Here is a 14,708-nt window from a genome sequence, read left to right as displayed (position 1 = left end):
ACCCCGTACGAGAGTACGGGGCTACCATCACAAACACACCGAATACACCTTAAACTTCCCTGTTTTCGCCAACACCTGATGCCGACCAAAATATCGATCCAACAAATCTGCATAGGGCAAAAACGCATTGGCGACAATGCGTAATTCCCCACCCGATTTAAGATGTTGTTTGGCTTGTTCAATTAACGTCATGACCGCCTGATAAGCCGTATCAATGCCGTCATGGAAAGGAGGATTGGAAATAATCAAATCAAATTTACCTTGAATATGAGAAAAGACATCACTTGCAATTACCTCACCAGCCAACCCATTTTCAGCTAACGTCCGTTTAGCCGAAGCAATCGCCATCGCATGAATATCACTCATGACTAAATTAATTTGTGGATGATGTTGCTTGATAAACGCTCCAATTACCCCCGCCCCACAGCCTAAATCCAACACGTCACCCGCTATTTTGTGAGCCAAAGTTGAAAGCAATAAATCCGTTCCCATATCCAGTTCATTGGCACTAAACACCCCTGGTAAACTTTGAATTTTTAGCTCACCTAATTTTGCATTTTGATAGGTTTTCCAATAATGCTTAATCTCAAACTGCGGTGCTTTTTTTAAGCAAAAATGATACAAGCCACAACGTCTTGCACTATCAATCTTGCCAATATCCCCAAATGGTGCGAGGATTTTTTCCACCGAACGCACACCGCAACGGTTTTCCCCAATAATCAAGATTTCTTGATTGAGTGGCGAATGGGCTAATAATTGCATTAACTGAAATTGCACTTCTTGCTTATTTTTGGTCCAATAAAAAACCATCAAATCTGCTTGATCCTGAAAAATTTCGCCAAAATGCACCGCACTTTTGTCTTGCAAACGGTTCACATAATCAAAATAACAAGACCAAATCTGCACCGATTTAGCTTGCGAACGAATTTGAGTTGGAAAATCATCATTGATTCCCCCGGCAAATAGCACAGATTTATTTTCAAAAAAAGGCAAATGGCGCTGTAAAACTTGGCTTTCAAGACTGAGCATGGTAATAATCCTATATAAAATTTTCACTATTATACGCAATCTATTTACGAAACTCTAAAACCTATTTACAATAAAGCCAATTTTTTATTTTTGTGGATACCATTTTGAACCGCCGCGATCTTCTGTTACAACAAATGGGCATTAGCCAGTGGAAATTACGCCGTCCGGATACCTTAAAAGGGGCGGTATATATTCCAGTGGCTGAACATGTCCGCTTGATTATTATTTCAGAAACACCGCTCTCCGCTGATGTCGATTTTATACAAGATGTGTTGCGAAGTTCTCAAATTGAATCCAATGACTGTTTATTTATTGATTTTGAACAAATCTATCATCTCAATGTAACACAGCAAGTCACTTATTGGTTACTCAGTGAAAATTCTGAAAAAATAGACCGCACTTTACCATTATGTGAAACATCATCTCATTTATGGCAAAGCCCAGATTTAACCACATTACAACAAGATACCAAAGCAAAACGTCAGCTTTGGCAACAAATTCAATGCACAAATTAACAGGATAATATCATGACCGATTTAATTGCCATGGGTAAAGCAGCTAAGCAAGCCTCCTTTATTCTTTCTCAACTTTCTCAACCACAAAAAAATCAGGCTTTGGCGATTATTGCCGATCAGCTAGAACAACAGCAAGCACGTATTTTAACGGCCAATGCCCAAGATATTGCATTGGCTAAACAGGCGGGCATAAGTGAGGCGATTATTGACCGCTTATTGCTCACGCCAGAACGTTTAACAGGCATTGCGAATGATGTACGTCATGTGATTTCCCTTGCCGATCCGGTGGGGCAATTAATTGACGGTGGCATATTGGATAGTGGTTTAAAACTCGAACGAGTACGTGTGCCACTCGGCGTGATTGGCACCATTTATGAAGCCCGTCCTAACGTGACTATTGATGTGGCAAGTCTCTGTTTAAAAACGGGGAATGCGGTGATTTTACGTGGTGGCAAAGAAACCCAACATTCTAATAAAGTACTAGTAGAAGTGGTACAATCGGCCCTTGAACAAGCCGGTTTACCGAAAACTGCAGTGCAAGCAATTACGGATCCTAATCGTGATTTAGTCATGCAATTACTCAAACTTGATCGTTATGTAGATATGATAATCCCTCGTGGTGGTGCAGGTTTACACGAGCTTTGTAAACAACACGCCACCATTCCTGTGATCGTCGGTGGGATTGGTGTTTGTCACACTTTTGTAGAACAAAGTGCGGATCAAAATAAAGCACTTTCTGTGATTGATAATGCCAAAACTCAACGCCCTAGCACCTGTAATACCTTAGAAACGCTGTTAGTACAAGAAAGCATTGCTAGCCAATTTTTACCTAAATTGGCCGCACATTTAAAAGCGAAACAAGTAAAATTTCACGCTGATTCCACCGCACTTTCTATTTTGCAACAAGCCGGTGCTGACGTGGTAGCGGTGCAGGATCAAGAATTACGCCAAGAATGGTTATCCAAAGATTTAAACGTGGTGATCGTGAAAGATATGGCACAAGCCATTGATCATATTCGTGAATACGGCAGTCAACATTCTGAGGCGATTTTGACAGAATCACAAAAACTGGCTCAACAATTTGTGGCACAGGTGGATGCGGCGGCAGTTTATGTTAATGCCAGCACCCGATTTACTGACGGCGGACAATTTGGTTTAGGAGCAGAAGTCGCTGTAAGTACACAAAAATTACATGCTCGAGGGCCGATGGGACTAGAGGCGTTAACTACCTATAAATGGGTTGCTGTGGGGGACTACACGGCCCGATCTTAGAGAACAAAACGCCCGCCAATAAAGAGGGCGTTTTAGTGAAATTACGCCGCGACCATCACCATGGCGGGACGAATCACACGGCTATTTAATAAATAGCCTTTTTGTAATACCACGGTAATTTGATTGGTTTCAAATCCCTCGGTGGGTTGCATGGAAATCGCTTGGTGCAAGTCTGGGTTAAAGGTTTCACCCACCACGCCCACTGGCTCAATACCAAAACGAGCAACGGTGGCCAATAAATCTTTCAGGGTTAATTCTACACCGTCAAATAAGCCTTTCACACATTCATCTTCCTTATTTGCTGGCGTAGTTAAGGCTCGCTCAAGGTTGTCAATGGTATTCAAAATCTCTTTGGCAAATTTTTCTAAAGCGAATTTATGGGCTTTTTCCACGTCTTGTTCCGCACGACGACGAACGTTTTCCATTTCTGCTCTGGCACGCAACAAACTTTCTTGTTCTTTTTGAGCGGCCTCAACCAGTTGTTGCTCTAATTCTTGCACACGTAAAATGGTTTCTTCCAAGGCATCTGTTTCTTCATTGGCTTCTGCATTCTCGGCGATTTCTTCTGCTGTTTCCACTTGCTCTGGCTGCGTTTCTTCTTTGACCATTTCTTCTCCGATCATGTCTTCGGTAGGTTGTTTTTCTTGTTCTGTCATCATGTACTCCATTAAAAATATGATAAAATCTGAGCGGTTGCGCATTGTAACAAAGGAATAATCAAATGTTAACCTTTGCTCCAAGTCATTTTCAATGTAATATAAAGGCGTTTTTTTAAAATTCAAGTCATCAGGATCATGGAATTTATCAATAATCATATTAACCCGCTACATAAAACCTTTAAAACCATTGGGTTAGTCGGTCGCCCACGCAATGATATGACCTTGCAAATGCACAAAAATATTTTTTTATGGTTGCAAGAAAAGGGCTATACCGTCTTAGTGGAAACCGAAGTGGGCCAAGCCTTAGCACTGCCCGAGCAACAAATTGCGTCATTAGAACAAATCGGCAAACAAGCACAACTGGCTATCGTTATTGGCGGCGACGGCAATATGCTTGGGCGTGCTCGGATTTTATCGAAATACGATCTGTTGTTAATCGGCATTAACCGTGGCAACTTGGGCTTTTTAACCGATATTGACCCGAAAAATGCTTACGCCCAATTACAGGCTTGTCTGGACGGTGAGTTTTTTGTCGAAGAACGCTTTTTATTAGAGGTTAATATTGAGCATAACGGCGTGGTGATCAATAACGGTAACGCCATTAATGAGGCGGTCATTCATCCTGCGCAAATAGCCCATATGATTGATTTCCATGTGTATATTGATGATAAATTTGCTTTTTCGCAACGTTCAGACGGGTTAATTATCGCCACCCCAACCGGATCCACAGCCTACTCGCTTTCTGCCGGAGGCCCGATTTTAACCCCGAATATGAATGCAATCACGTTGGTCTCTATGTATCCACATACGCTCTCATCTCGTCCTTTGGTTATTGACGGTGACAGCAAGATCTCACTGCGTTTTGCCGATTACAACACACCGCAATTAGAAGTGAGCTGTGACAGCCAATTAGCTTTAAATTTAACCAGTGATGATGTAGTCACCGTACAAAAAAGCGCCTATAAGCTCCGTTTGCTCCATTTGCATAATTACAATTATTACAATGTGTTAAGTTCAAAATTAGGTTGGCTAAAAAAACTTTTCTAAAAACTGTAAAAAAATCCTTTACTGTAAATTTATTATGAATTATACTGCATTCCATACAGTAAAGGGGATTTTTTTATGCTTACTCAACTCACTATTAATAATTTTGCCATTGTTCGTCATTTAGATATTGAATTAGCCCAAGGTATGTCGGTGATCACCGGTGAAACGGGGGCCGGTAAATCCATTGCCATTGATGCCTTAGGGATTTGTTTAGGCCAACGTACCGAGCTTGCTATGCTACGTGAGGGGCAAGAACGGGCAGACGTATGTGCAACCTTTCAAATTGATCCCCAAAGTGCCGCAGCCCATTGGTTACAACAGCAAGAATTAGAAGATCAGGATAATCCTGAGAACTGTATTTTACGCCGTATTATTAATCAAGATGGACGTTCTAAAGCCTTTATTAACAGCACGCCGGTGTCGGTGGCCCAATTAAAGGAATTGGGTACCTATCTTATTCATATTAATGGGCAACATGCCTCACAATTATTATTAAAACCCGAGTATCAATTACAAACCTTAGATACGTTCTGTTCTCATGCGCCTTTATTGGCACAAATGAAAACCGATTACCACTGTTGGAAATCCTTGCAACAACAAGTGGCTGAATTTAAACAAAAATGTGCAGAAAATGAGGCTAGAAAACAATTACTCCAATATCAAGTTAATGAACTGGATGAATTTAATCTGCAAGAAGATGAATTTGAGCAATTAGAAGAAGATCATAAACGGCTTTCTAATAGTGAAGAACTGACTTCGCTTTCCCAGTCTTTGCTTGGTATCTTAAGTGAAAATGATACGGTGAGTGCGGATAGCCTACTCTATCGAGCCACCCAATATGTGGATGAATTGGCAGAACTCGATCCTCGCTATGGGGAAATTCAAACCATGTTGCAAGATGCGTTAATTCAAGTACAAGAAGCCAGTAGTGAAGTGCAACATTTGGCCTCTGATATTGAGCAAGATCCGTATTTATTAGAAGAAATCGAACAACGCATGAGCCAAGCGATTCATTTAGCCAAGAAACATTATATTTCGCCAGAAAACTTAGTGGAATTTCACCGCACTTTAAAAACAGAGTTGGAACAGTTGATCGATTATTCTGAAAGTGAAGATGAACTGATTAAACAGGAAAAACAGGCCTTTGCCCAAATGCAAGCGACCGCCACCGCCTTACATCAAAGCCGTGAAATGGGCGCAAGTAAATTAGCCGAGCAAGTAACAAAATCCATTAAGCAATTAGCCATGGAAAACGCCCAATTTTTTATTAAATTAAATACCGATTACAGTAAAATTGGGGCAAATGGTGCGGATAATGTACAATTTGATTTACAAAGTAACTTGGGACAATCCGCACAATCTTTGGCAAAAACGGCCTCTGGCGGGGAATTATCACGGATCGCTTTAGCTATCCAGGTACTCACTTCCGATAAAAGTGCCATTCCAACCTTGATTTTTGATGAAATTGACGTGGGAATTAGCGGGGCTACAGCGAGCGTGGTAGGCAAACTTTTACGCCGTTTAGGCACAAAATGCCAAGTGATCTGCGTCACCCATTTACCGCAAGTAGCGAGCTATGGTAATCATCATTTTGTGGTAGAAAAATTTACCGTTGATGAAAAAACCGAAACAAAAATGACCGCACTTTCTGCCTCGCAACGGGTTAAAGCCTTAGCGAAGTTATTGGGCGGAAGTAAAATTACGGATTCTGCCTTAGCGAATGCACAAGAAATGTTGGATTTGGCGAGTTAAGAGTAGAAAGCAAGGGTAAATAGCTCACTAAAATACCCCACACTGACGTGGTTAACATAGTGTCGCTACGCCGTAGCTTTCCATATACTTTAAGATGCGAAGCATCGTGATTTGCCTAGCCCTGTACGCCAGTGCAGGGCATAAAAAAACCTCGTACGAATGCACGAGGTTAGCGATTAAATCAGTTAGTTAGAAACGATAAGTTAAACCAGCGAAGTAAATAACTGGATCTAATTTGATTTTCACTTCATGTTCTGCACCTAATGCAGTGAAATTCGCTTTGGTGCGAATATGTGTATACCACATTGCCGCATTCAAAGAAAGGTCATCAGTTAATTTAATGTCAATACCTAAGTTAGCCACTGGGCCAACAGAGTGTTTTTTCACTCTTAAATTAGTAATGGCAGGGTTGGTTGACTCCGCATCAAAGAAACGAGTATAGTTAATACCCACACCCACATAAGGGCGAGAACCTGCATCTTTATCTAAGAAATAATATTGTGCATAAAGGCTTGGTGGAAGATGTTTAAGGGAAACAACATTACCTAAATTACCTGACCCTGGTACGTTACTATCATGTAATGCAGGCACATTAGCTGTCACACGGTGAGAGAACGGTGTGGCTGCTAATAATTCTAAACCGATATTATCAGTGAACATGTAAGTTCCTGTTAAACCGACTTGTGCATTATTATTCACTTCTAAGCCAATTTCAGTTGCAGTTGTGGTTTTAGAATGAGAGTTGGCGTTAACAAAAATACCACCGGCACGAATTAACACATCACCTGCTTGGTGAGCCATGGCCACACTGCTTAATAACGCTGTGGCTAAACCGATTGCTAATGCTGATTTTTTCATATTGATCTCCTTGATTATTTATTAGGGGGTTTATTCCCTAGATTATACCCATAAAAAAAATATGTGTTTAACACGAGAAGAAATATACCCCTTTTTGAAAATAAAAACTGTGATCTAGATCATAAAATTGAAAGATTGTTAAAAAATTTTTATTGTTTTTACTTATTTGTTAATTTTTTAAACAAACCCGCTACGTTGATGAAAATCAATTTCTCACTTTTTTATACATTTATCCTTAAAATCGGTATAATTAGGCGAAGAATTTGTGATGTGCGAAAAGGAAAAGCCATGCCGATCAATTTTACCCAACTTTTTAAAGACAGTTGGCATTTTTTACAAAATGAACGAAAGTTTGCGTTCATCTTTCTCTCTCTCTTTGTGTTAGCCTCGGCGGGTTTTGGCCTGTTGCAACAGGCGATTTTTCCTGTTCTGGAAAATGTTGACAGTTTGACTGAAGAACAACAAATGGACGTCTTACTCCAACAAAGCAGTGACTTAACCTTTTTATGGTTCACCCTCGCAAAAGGCCTTGCCACCGTGTTTATTGTCTATTGGGGTACTTTAACCGTTCATCACATTAGTCAACGCCAATCGCCACAATTAGCTCACACAGCAGGCATTACATTTAGCCGCTTAATTGGCATTATTCTGCTCACTGTGCTGTGCTTTTTGCCGTTTTTTATCGGCGCAATCGGCACCATTGCGGGGGTGTTAAGTCAATCGTCACTTTCTTTTGTGAGCCTGTTTTTAATGGTGTCGGGGATTTTTATTTTAATTCGCTTGTGCTTGGCACCGGTTCGTTATTTAGTGGCCAATGAAACCTTAAAAAGTGCGGTGCAAAATAGTCTGAATTCTGCCAAAGGACGCACCTCTGTGTTGTTTTTCTATTGTACAATCAGCTATTTATTCTTTCCGCTGATTGGCTTTCAACTGGCCTTACTCGCGCAAAATTTTCTGTTAACTGTGATTGCCTTAATCATTATGTCATTGATTAATGTGTTCTCCATTGTATTTACTTATCGCTTTTACAGCGTATTCAATCAGCAGGCTTGATATGAAACAGCTTTTAGAATTTATTCCACTTATTTTATTTTTCGTCGTCTATAAATTGGCTGGCGTGCGTGAGGCTGCAATTACCTTGGTGATTGCCACGCTTTTGCAACTGATTATTTTAAAATGGAAATACGGCAAAATTGAAAAACAACAAATCGTGATGGGAAGTGCGGTCGTTTTTTTCGGCTTACTCACCGCTTATTTTAATGAAATAAAATACTTACAATGGAAAGTGACCATTGTTTATGGTTTGTTTGCGCTGATTTTATTGGTGGCGCAATTTGGTTTCAAAACACCGCTGATTCAAAAATTATTGGGTAAAGAAATTGAACTGCCACAAGCGGTTTGGCATAATCTTAACCTTGCTTGGGCCATCTTTTTTATCCTGTGTATGTTGGTGAATATTTATATTAGCCAAGCCTTTTCCGAAGAAGTTTGGGTGGAATTTAAATCCTTTGGCATTTTAGCCATGACCTTTGTTGCCACCCTTGGCACAGGCGTTTATATTTATCGTTATTTACCGAAAGACAAGGAGTGATATATGAGTTGTAATACCGTAACCGAGCAACCCGTCGACGCAAGAGCCCATGGCACCCTCTTATTAAGAACCCTCGCCATGCCCTCTGATACCAATGCCAATGGGGATATTTTTGGCGGATGGATTATGTCGCAAATGGATATTGGCGGGGCGATTTTAGCCAAAGAAATTGCGAAAAGCCCTGTGGTCACGGTTTGTGTCGATAAAATGAGTTTCTTACAACCCATTGCGGTCGGTGATGTGGTGTGTTGCTATGGGAAACTGGTCAAAGTGGGACGAACCTCCTTACAAGTGAAAGTGGATGTTTGGATCAAAAAAGTGTACCAAGGATTACGTGATCGCTATTGTGTCACCGAGGCGTTATTTACCTATGTGGCCATTGACAAAAATGGGAAGCCCAAAGCCATTCCGCGTGAGGATAATCCCGAATTAGATCAAGCGCTGGCTATGACCGAAAATGTGTAATTAAGGAGTTTTATATGGAATATTATGTGATTTTTGCGCAAGACAAACCCAATATGTTAGAAAAACGCTTGGCTGTGCGTGCACAACATTTGGCTCGTTTAGAACAACTTCAACAAGAAAATCGCCTCTTAACGGCCGGCCCAAATCCTACCGTTGATGGCGCTGGCGTCACCGGTTCCACGGTTATTGCGCAATTCGATTCTATTGAGCAAGCGCAACAATGGGCCAGCGAAGATCCTTATGTGGACGCAGGCGTATATGGTGATGTGATCATCAAACCGTTCAAAAAAGTGTTTTAATTTTTTACTGAATGCGTTTATTTGTTGCTGAAAAACCGAGCTTGGCACGTGCCATTGCGGATATTTTACCCAAACCACATCAACGTGGCGACGGTTTTATTCGCTGTGGCGAACAGGATTATGTCACTTGGTGTGTCGGTCATTTGCTTGAGCAAGCCGAACCGGATGCTTACAACCCTAATTTTAAACAATGGCGGTTGGAGCATTTGCCGATCATACCGGAAAAATGGCAATTAATACCACGTAAAGAAGTGGCCAAACAGTTAAAAACGGTGGAAAAACTCATTCACCAAGCCGATATTCTAATTAACGCAGGCGACCCCGATAGAGAGGGGCAATTATTGGTGGATGAAGTATTTAACTACGCCAATTTACCGGCCGACAAATACCCGCAAATCCAACGTTGTTTAATCAGTGATTTAAACCCAAGTGCGGTGGAAAAAGCGGTCAATAAATTGCAACCCAATCGTAATTTCATTCCCCTTGCCACATCAGCTTTAGCCCGAGCCAGAGCCGATTGGCTGTATGGCATTAACATGACCCGCGCCTACACCATTCGAGGTCGTCAAGCGGGTTACAATGGCGTACTGTCTGTTGGGCGGGTGCAAACGCCCGTGTTAGGCTTGATCGTTCGCCGTGATTTAGAAATCGAACATTTTCAACCAAAAGATTTTTTTGAAGTATTAGCCCATCTCTCCCATGATGAACAAACACCGGCAAATTTCACCGCACTTTGGCAACCGAGCAAAGCCTGCGAAGATTATCAAGATGATGACGGCCGAGTGCTATCAAAAGGTTTAGCTGAAAATGTGGTGAAACGAATCACCCAACAACCCGCCGAAGTCACGGCTTATGAAGATAAACGGGAAAAAGAAACCGCCCCACTGCCCTATTCCCTTTCGGCGTTGCAAATTGATGCGGCAAAACGTTTTGGCCTGTCCGCCCAAGAAGTGCTAGACACATGCCAAGATTTATATGAAAAACACAAAATTATTACTTACCCCCGTTCCGATTGCCGTTATTTACCCAATGAGCATTTTGCTGACCGCCATAAAGTCATACAAGCCATTGCCACGCATTGTGCCGAATATCAAAATGTGCCAAGTGCGGTGAATTTAGAACAAAAAAATCGTTGTTGGAATGATAAAAAAGTCGAGGCTCACCATGCCATTATTCCGACCGCCAAAAACCGCCCCGTCAATTTAAATTTAAGAGAACAGCAAATTTACCAACTTATTGCTCGTCAATATTTCATGCAATTTTGTCCTGATGCGGAATATCGTAAAAGCAAAATCACCTTAACCATTGCGGGCGGCACCTTTATTGCCCAAGCTCGCAACTTACAAATTGCCGGTTGGAAAGAGTTAATCGGCAAAGAAGATGACGAGGAACAATTATCCCCACCATTGCCCGTCGTCAAAAAAGGGCAATTACTTTTTTGTCATCACGGGGAAATTGTCAGTAAAAAAACGCAAGCCCCCAAACCGTTCACGGACGCCACCTTGCTTTCCGCCATGACGGGCATTGCACGTTTTGTGCAAGATAAAGAATTGAAAAAAATCCTACGTGAAACGGATGGATTAGGCACCGAGGCCACTAGAGCGGGCATTATTGAATTATTATTTAAACGCGGTTTTTTAGTTAAAAAAGGCAAAAATATCCACAGCACCGACACTGGACGAATTTTAATTCAGGCCTTACCCGATATGGCAACCCAGCCCGACATGACCGCACAATGGGAATCACAATTAACCAGTATTAGTAAAAAAGAAACGAATTATCAACACTTTATGTGGCAACTCACACAAATGTTACCGGATTTAGTGCATTACGTGAATTTCTCTGCATTACGCCAATTAAGTACGGTGGCAAACAATCCTGCCAAGCCGAAATTTAACAAAGGAAAAGCAAAAACAAAAAATAAAGCAGAAAGTGCGGTGAATTCCGCTTAGATTTTCATCAACCGAATAAAAACGCCTTGATTAAACACGAAATATTCGGTAATATCCACACGTTTTTTAAATTATAAATTGATAACAGAGAAGAATTTACAATGTACAACGCATTATTATTTGTTTACCTTATCGTGTCCGTCGTGATGATCGGTTTTATCCTGATTCAACAAGGAAAAGGCGCTGATGCAGGTGCCTCATTCGGTGGCGGTGCCTCTGGTACGGTATTTGGTTCTGCGGGTTCAAGTAACTTTTTATCTCGTACCACGGCTATCTTAGCGATTATTTTCTTCGCCTCAAGTATCGTGCTTGGCAACTTAAACTCTCACCATGATAAAGTAAAAGAGGGGAAATTTGACGACTTATCTCAAGCTGCACAACAGTTAGAACAACAAAAAGCCGTCGTACCAGCCGTTGAAGAAAATAAAAACGCAGATATTCCGCAAAACTAATCATTAATTTAACCTCAAAACAACATGCGCTGGTGGTGGAATTGGTAGACACGCTATCTTGAGGGGGTAGTGCTTCACGGCGTGCGGGTTCAAGTCCCGCTCAGCGCACCAATCAACAAGAAAAGACGGTTTATGCCGTCTTTTTTTATGTGTCGAAATAAACTGCCGAAATAAACTGCCAAAATAAACTGCCGAAATAAACTAAAACTACGCCAAACAACAGGTTATCAATCATTGACTTCCCATGCTTTTATTTTCTATTCCCAGACAAAAAAGACCAACTCAGTTGAGTTGGTCAAATACTATCTATACTTATTATTTTTATTTAGGGGATTCGGATTAAATTGGGCTTATGCCTCTACACCTTCAAATAAAGCGGTACTTAAATAACGCTCTGACGCAGATGGGAGGATCACCACAATTAATTTATCAGCAAATTCGGGTAATTTCGCAATACGCTCTGCGGCGGCAACGGCGGCGCCTGAGGAAATACCGGCTAAAATACCTTCTTCTGCCATTAAACGGCGTGCGGTGGCAATGGCAGTTTCACTGTCCACTGGCTCAACACGATCAACCAAGCTCAAATCTAAGTTTTTCGGAATAAAGCCGGCACCGATACCTTGAATTTTATGTGGACCCGGTTTCACTTCTTCGCCTTTTAAGGTTTGCGTAATCACAGGGCTTTCCGCTGGTTCAACCGCAACGGTCGTAATGGCTTTGCCTTGATCTTGTTTGATATAACGGCTAATACCCGTGATGGTACCACCTGTCCCCACACCCGCCACGATAACATCCACTTTTCCCTCTGTGCCTTGCCAGATTTCAGGACCTGTGGTTTGTTGGTGGATGGCTGGGTTAGCCGGATTTTCAAACTGTTTCAACATGATATAACGGTTTGGATCGCTTGCCACAATTTCTTCGGCTTTGGCAATCGCCCCTTTCATGCCTTTGGCGCCCTCGGTCAACACCAAATTCACCCCTAAACCACGTAATAAACGTTTACGTTCGGTACTCATGGTTTCTGGCATGGTGAGGGTGATTTTATAGCCACGGGCGGCGGCCACATAGGCTAAAGCAATACCGGTGTTACCACTGGTCGCATCAACAATTTCTTTATTTTTGGTTAAGGTGCCATCTTTTTCCGCTTGCCATACCATGTTGGCACCAATACGGCATTTTACGCTAAAGCTCGGGTTACGGCCCTCAACTTTCACCACAATGTTGCCTTGACCAAAATGGTTTAAGCGAACTAATGGGGTGTTACCAATAGAATAGGAATTATCTGCAAAAATCGTCATTGTGTTTCTCCTTGAAAGAATGATTTAATTGTTGATGCTATTTGTAACATAATATTTAATAATAAAAAAATAGCTATTTGTTCTATTTTATAACTAAATTGCATTAAATTATGACGGTATTTTTCCTTTATTCGGCAATCGATCACTTAATAAAATGGCATAACGTTCTGTACTTGGGCTTGATTCTAAGGCAATTTTTAATGCCATCGTCAGAGGAACTGAAAGCAACATGCCCACGGTGCCTAATAACCACCCCCAAAATAAAAGAGAAAGAAATACCACTAAAGTAGAAAGTCCTAATTTTTTTCCCATAATTCTCGGCTCTAGCACATTACCAATCGATACGTTAATGACAATCACGCTAATGGTGACCACAAATCCGGTGGTAAAACCATTTAATAAGAACGTTTGTAAAATAATCGGTATCGTGGCAATAATCGAGCCGATACTTGGAATATAATTAAACAGAAAACTTAAGGTCGCCCATAAAATCGCATATTGTACATCTGCTACGGTGAGTAACGTCCAAATCGCCACCGCCGTCAACAGGCTCATCATGCTTTTGACGCCCAAATAACCAATAATGCTTTCTAACACGCGTTCTAAATGGTTTTCTTCCTCGCCATCTTGACGACTAAACACCAACGCGAATTTATGTTTAGCGGTGGGTGCCTCTAATAACATAAAAATGACCACTAAAATTAACACAAAGGCATTGGACACCACATTGGAGAAATTCATCAGCAGACTGCTAGCGAAATTCATCACTGAACTCGGGTCAAAATGCTTAACAATAGCGTCGGGTTTGACAGAAAAAGGAATATGCCATTTTTGTGCAATGGCCTGAATATCGTTCAAGCGAGCGGTCATTAATTGCCGATATTGTGGAATGGATTGCGTAAATTCTTGCGCCGATCCGTTAATCAAGCCGACTAAAAAGAAAAACACCAATAAAATCAACAGCAATAATAAGGCAATCGCTAACCAATGCGGCACATGTCGCTTAGTCATAAAACGAATCAAGGGTGAACAAATAATCGCTATAAAGAGAGAAAGCAAAAATGGCACCACGATCACAGAGGACACTTTAATGCCCGCCAAAATAATCACCAAGGCGGCACTCACAAAAATAAATTGATGTAATGGATTGTTTTTTATCATAAAATGTACCGCACTTAGTTAAATCGCCTCTTCATTTTCTTCGCCGGTGCGAATACGAATCACATGAGCCACATCATACACAAAAATCTTGCCGTCACCGATTTTACCGGTTTGAGCCGTTTCCACAATGGCGTCAATACATTGTTGCAGCACATCATCTGCGATCACAATTTCCAGTTTGACTTTCGGTAAAAAATCCACCGCATACTCGGCGCCACGATACAGTTCAGTATGCCCTTTTTGACGGCCAAAGCCTCGCACTTCCGTCACTGTCATGCCGGTAATACCAATATCCGACAAAGCCTCACGGACATCATCTAATTTGAACGGTTTGATAATCGCCTCAATTTTTTTCATC

General features: G+C 41.4%; 16 protein-coding genes and 1 tRNA gene. 11 read left to right on the top strand and 6 right to left on the bottom strand.

The features are described 5' to 3' along the window. Positions 1–27: 27 nt before the first annotated feature. Positions 28–1,029 (bottom strand): 16S rRNA (guanine(1207)-N(2))-methyltransferase RsmC, encoded by a 1,002-nt coding sequence (rsmC, locus tag ACTG7X_RS07730; protein ID WP_439257927.1) that lies wholly within the window; start codon positions 1,027–1,029, stop codon positions 28–30. 104 nt (positions 1,030–1,133) lie between these two features. Here rsmC and ACTG7X_RS07725 point away from each other — a divergent pair, with 104 nt between their 5' ends. Beyond that, positions 1,134–1,544, top strand: a complete 411-nt coding sequence (locus ACTG7X_RS07725; protein WP_439257926.1) for a DNA polymerase III subunit psi — start codon at positions 1,134–1,136, stop codon at positions 1,542–1,544. A gap of 12 nt (positions 1,545–1,556) precedes the next feature. Then, the gene (proA, locus tag ACTG7X_RS07720; RefSeq protein ID WP_439257925.1) at positions 1,557–2,816 is read left to right on the top strand and encodes a glutamate-5-semialdehyde dehydrogenase; all 1,260 of its coding nucleotides are present in this window, start codon (positions 1,557–1,559) and stop codon (positions 2,814–2,816) included. 41 nt (positions 2,817–2,857) lie between these two features. Here proA and grpE read toward each other — a convergent pair whose 3' ends face one another. After that, positions 2,858–3,472 (bottom strand): nucleotide exchange factor GrpE, encoded by a 615-nt coding sequence (grpE, locus tag ACTG7X_RS07715; protein ID WP_439257923.1) that lies wholly within the window; start codon positions 3,470–3,472, stop codon positions 2,858–2,860. Between the two features lie 138 nt (positions 3,473–3,610). On the opposite strand from grpE, the gene ACTG7X_RS07710 reads away from it, so the two are divergent. Then, positions 3,611–4,522 carry an NAD(+) kinase gene (locus ACTG7X_RS07710; protein ID WP_439240827.1) on the top strand — a complete coding sequence of 304 codons (912 nt, stop codon included), beginning with the start codon at positions 3,611–3,613 and terminating at the stop codon, positions 4,520–4,522. 75 nt (positions 4,523–4,597) lie between these two features. After that, a complete protein-coding gene (gene recN / locus ACTG7X_RS07705) occupies positions 4,598–6,274 on the top strand; it encodes a DNA repair protein RecN (RefSeq protein WP_439257922.1) in 1,677 nt (558 codons plus the stop codon). A 189-nt stretch (positions 6,275–6,463) separates the two neighbouring features. Here the strand turns inward: recN and ACTG7X_RS07700 are convergent, their stop codons facing one another. After that, positions 6,464–7,132 carry an OmpW/AlkL family protein gene (locus ACTG7X_RS07700; RefSeq protein ID WP_439257921.1) on the bottom strand — a complete coding sequence of 223 codons (669 nt, stop codon included), beginning with the start codon at positions 7,130–7,132 and terminating at the stop codon, positions 6,464–6,466. 288 nt (positions 7,133–7,420) lie between these two features. Here ACTG7X_RS07700 and ACTG7X_RS07695 point away from each other — a divergent pair, with 288 nt between their 5' ends. The 7 genes from ACTG7X_RS07695 to ACTG7X_RS07665 all read left to right on the top strand — a co-directional run bounded on the left by ACTG7X_RS07695 (position 7,421) and on the right by ACTG7X_RS07665 (position 12,002). Further along, positions 7,421–8,185 carry a hypothetical protein gene (locus ACTG7X_RS07695; RefSeq protein ID WP_439257920.1) on the top strand — a complete coding sequence of 255 codons (765 nt, stop codon included), beginning with the start codon at positions 7,421–7,423 and terminating at the stop codon, positions 8,183–8,185. Between the two features lies 1 nt (position 8,186). After that, complete coding sequence (locus ACTG7X_RS07690) at positions 8,187–8,723, top strand: septation protein A (protein ID WP_439240835.1); 537 nt, start codon at positions 8,187–8,189, stop codon at positions 8,721–8,723. Positions 8,724–8,726: 3 nt separating this feature from the next. Further along, complete coding sequence (yciA, locus tag ACTG7X_RS07685) at positions 8,727–9,188, top strand: acyl-CoA thioester hydrolase YciA (RefSeq protein ID WP_439257918.1); 462 nt, start codon at positions 8,727–8,729, stop codon at positions 9,186–9,188. A 14-nt stretch (positions 9,189–9,202) separates the two neighbouring features. Next, complete coding sequence (locus ACTG7X_RS07680; protein ID WP_439257917.1) at positions 9,203–9,487, top strand: YciI family protein; 285 nt, start codon at positions 9,203–9,205, stop codon at positions 9,485–9,487. An 11-nt stretch (positions 9,488–9,498) separates the two neighbouring features. Then, on the top strand, positions 9,499–11,439 hold the full coding sequence (locus ACTG7X_RS07675) for a DNA topoisomerase III (RefSeq protein ID WP_439257916.1): 1,941 nt from the start codon (positions 9,499–9,501) through the stop codon (positions 11,437–11,439). Between the two features lie 101 nt (positions 11,440–11,540). Further along, positions 11,541–11,891 (top strand): preprotein translocase subunit SecG, encoded by a 351-nt coding sequence (gene secG / locus ACTG7X_RS07670; RefSeq protein ID WP_439257915.1) that lies wholly within the window; start codon positions 11,541–11,543, stop codon positions 11,889–11,891. Positions 11,892–11,917: 26 nt separating this feature from the next. Then, positions 11,918–12,002, top strand: a tRNA-Leu gene (locus ACTG7X_RS07665). Positions 12,003–12,241: 239 nt separating this feature from the next. Here ACTG7X_RS07665 and cysK read toward each other — a convergent pair. The 3 genes from cysK to glnB all read right to left on the bottom strand — a co-directional run bounded on the left by cysK (position 12,242) and on the right by glnB (position 14,707). Further along, entirely contained in the window at positions 12,242–13,189 is a 948-nt protein-coding gene (cysK, locus tag ACTG7X_RS07660) for a cysteine synthase A (protein ID WP_439240979.1), read from the bottom strand. A gap of 108 nt (positions 13,190–13,297) precedes the next feature. Next, positions 13,298–14,350, bottom strand: coding sequence for an AI-2E family transporter (locus tag ACTG7X_RS07655; RefSeq protein WP_439257914.1), 1,053 nt, complete (start codon positions 14,348–14,350; stop codon positions 13,298–13,300). A gap of 18 nt (positions 14,351–14,368) precedes the next feature. Then, positions 14,369–14,707 carry a nitrogen regulatory protein P-II gene (glnB, locus tag ACTG7X_RS07650; protein WP_439257950.1) on the bottom strand — a complete coding sequence of 113 codons (339 nt, stop codon included), beginning with the start codon at positions 14,705–14,707 and terminating at the stop codon, positions 14,369–14,371. Position 14,708 lies beyond the last annotated feature (1 nt).

Source organism: Lonepinella sp. BR2271 (assembly GCF_051851515.1).
GTDB lineage: Bacteria > Pseudomonadota > Gammaproteobacteria > Enterobacterales > Pasteurellaceae > Lonepinella.
Note: the sequence above shows the minus strand (reverse complement) of the source record. Positions and strands in the feature narration are given on the sequence as shown.

Excerpts from the sequence above, each read along its gene's own strand:
- rsmC (WP_439257927.1), bottom strand. The coding sequence starts at position 1,029 with ATGCTCAGTCTTGAAAGCCAAGTTTTACAGCGCCATTTGCCTTTTTTT.
- proA (WP_439257925.1), top strand. The coding sequence starts at position 1,557 with ATGACCGATTTAATTGCCATGGGTAAAGCAGCTAAGCAAGCCTCCTTT.
- grpE (WP_439257923.1), bottom strand. The coding sequence starts at position 3,472 with ATGACAGAACAAGAAAAACAACCTACCGAAGACATGATCGGAGAAGAA.
- ACTG7X_RS07710 (WP_439240827.1), top strand. The coding sequence starts at position 3,611 with ATGGAATTTATCAATAATCATATTAACCCGCTACATAAAACCTTTAAA.
- recN (WP_439257922.1), top strand. The coding sequence starts at position 4,598 with ATGCTTACTCAACTCACTATTAATAATTTTGCCATTGTTCGTCATTTA.
- ACTG7X_RS07700 (WP_439257921.1), bottom strand. The coding sequence starts at position 7,132 with ATGAAAAAATCAGCATTAGCAATCGGTTTAGCCACAGCGTTATTAAGC.
- ACTG7X_RS07695 (WP_439257920.1), top strand. The coding sequence starts at position 7,421 with ATGCCGATCAATTTTACCCAACTTTTTAAAGACAGTTGGCATTTTTTA.
- ACTG7X_RS07690 (WP_439240835.1), top strand. The coding sequence starts at position 8,187 with ATGAAACAGCTTTTAGAATTTATTCCACTTATTTTATTTTTCGTCGTC.
- yciA (WP_439257918.1), top strand. The coding sequence starts at position 8,727 with ATGAGTTGTAATACCGTAACCGAGCAACCCGTCGACGCAAGAGCCCAT.
- ACTG7X_RS07680 (WP_439257917.1), top strand. The coding sequence starts at position 9,203 with ATGGAATATTATGTGATTTTTGCGCAAGACAAACCCAATATGTTAGAA.
- ACTG7X_RS07675 (WP_439257916.1), top strand. The coding sequence starts at position 9,499 with ATGCGTTTATTTGTTGCTGAAAAACCGAGCTTGGCACGTGCCATTGCG.
- secG (WP_439257915.1), top strand. The coding sequence starts at position 11,541 with ATGTACAACGCATTATTATTTGTTTACCTTATCGTGTCCGTCGTGATG.
- cysK (WP_439240979.1), bottom strand. The coding sequence starts at position 13,189 with ATGACGATTTTTGCAGATAATTCCTATTCTATTGGTAACACCCCATTA.
- ACTG7X_RS07655 (WP_439257914.1), bottom strand. The coding sequence starts at position 14,350 with ATGATAAAAAACAATCCATTACATCAATTTATTTTTGTGAGTGCCGCC.
- glnB (WP_439257950.1), bottom strand. The coding sequence starts at position 14,707 with ATGAAAAAAATTGAGGCGATTATCAAACCGTTCAAATTAGATGATGTC.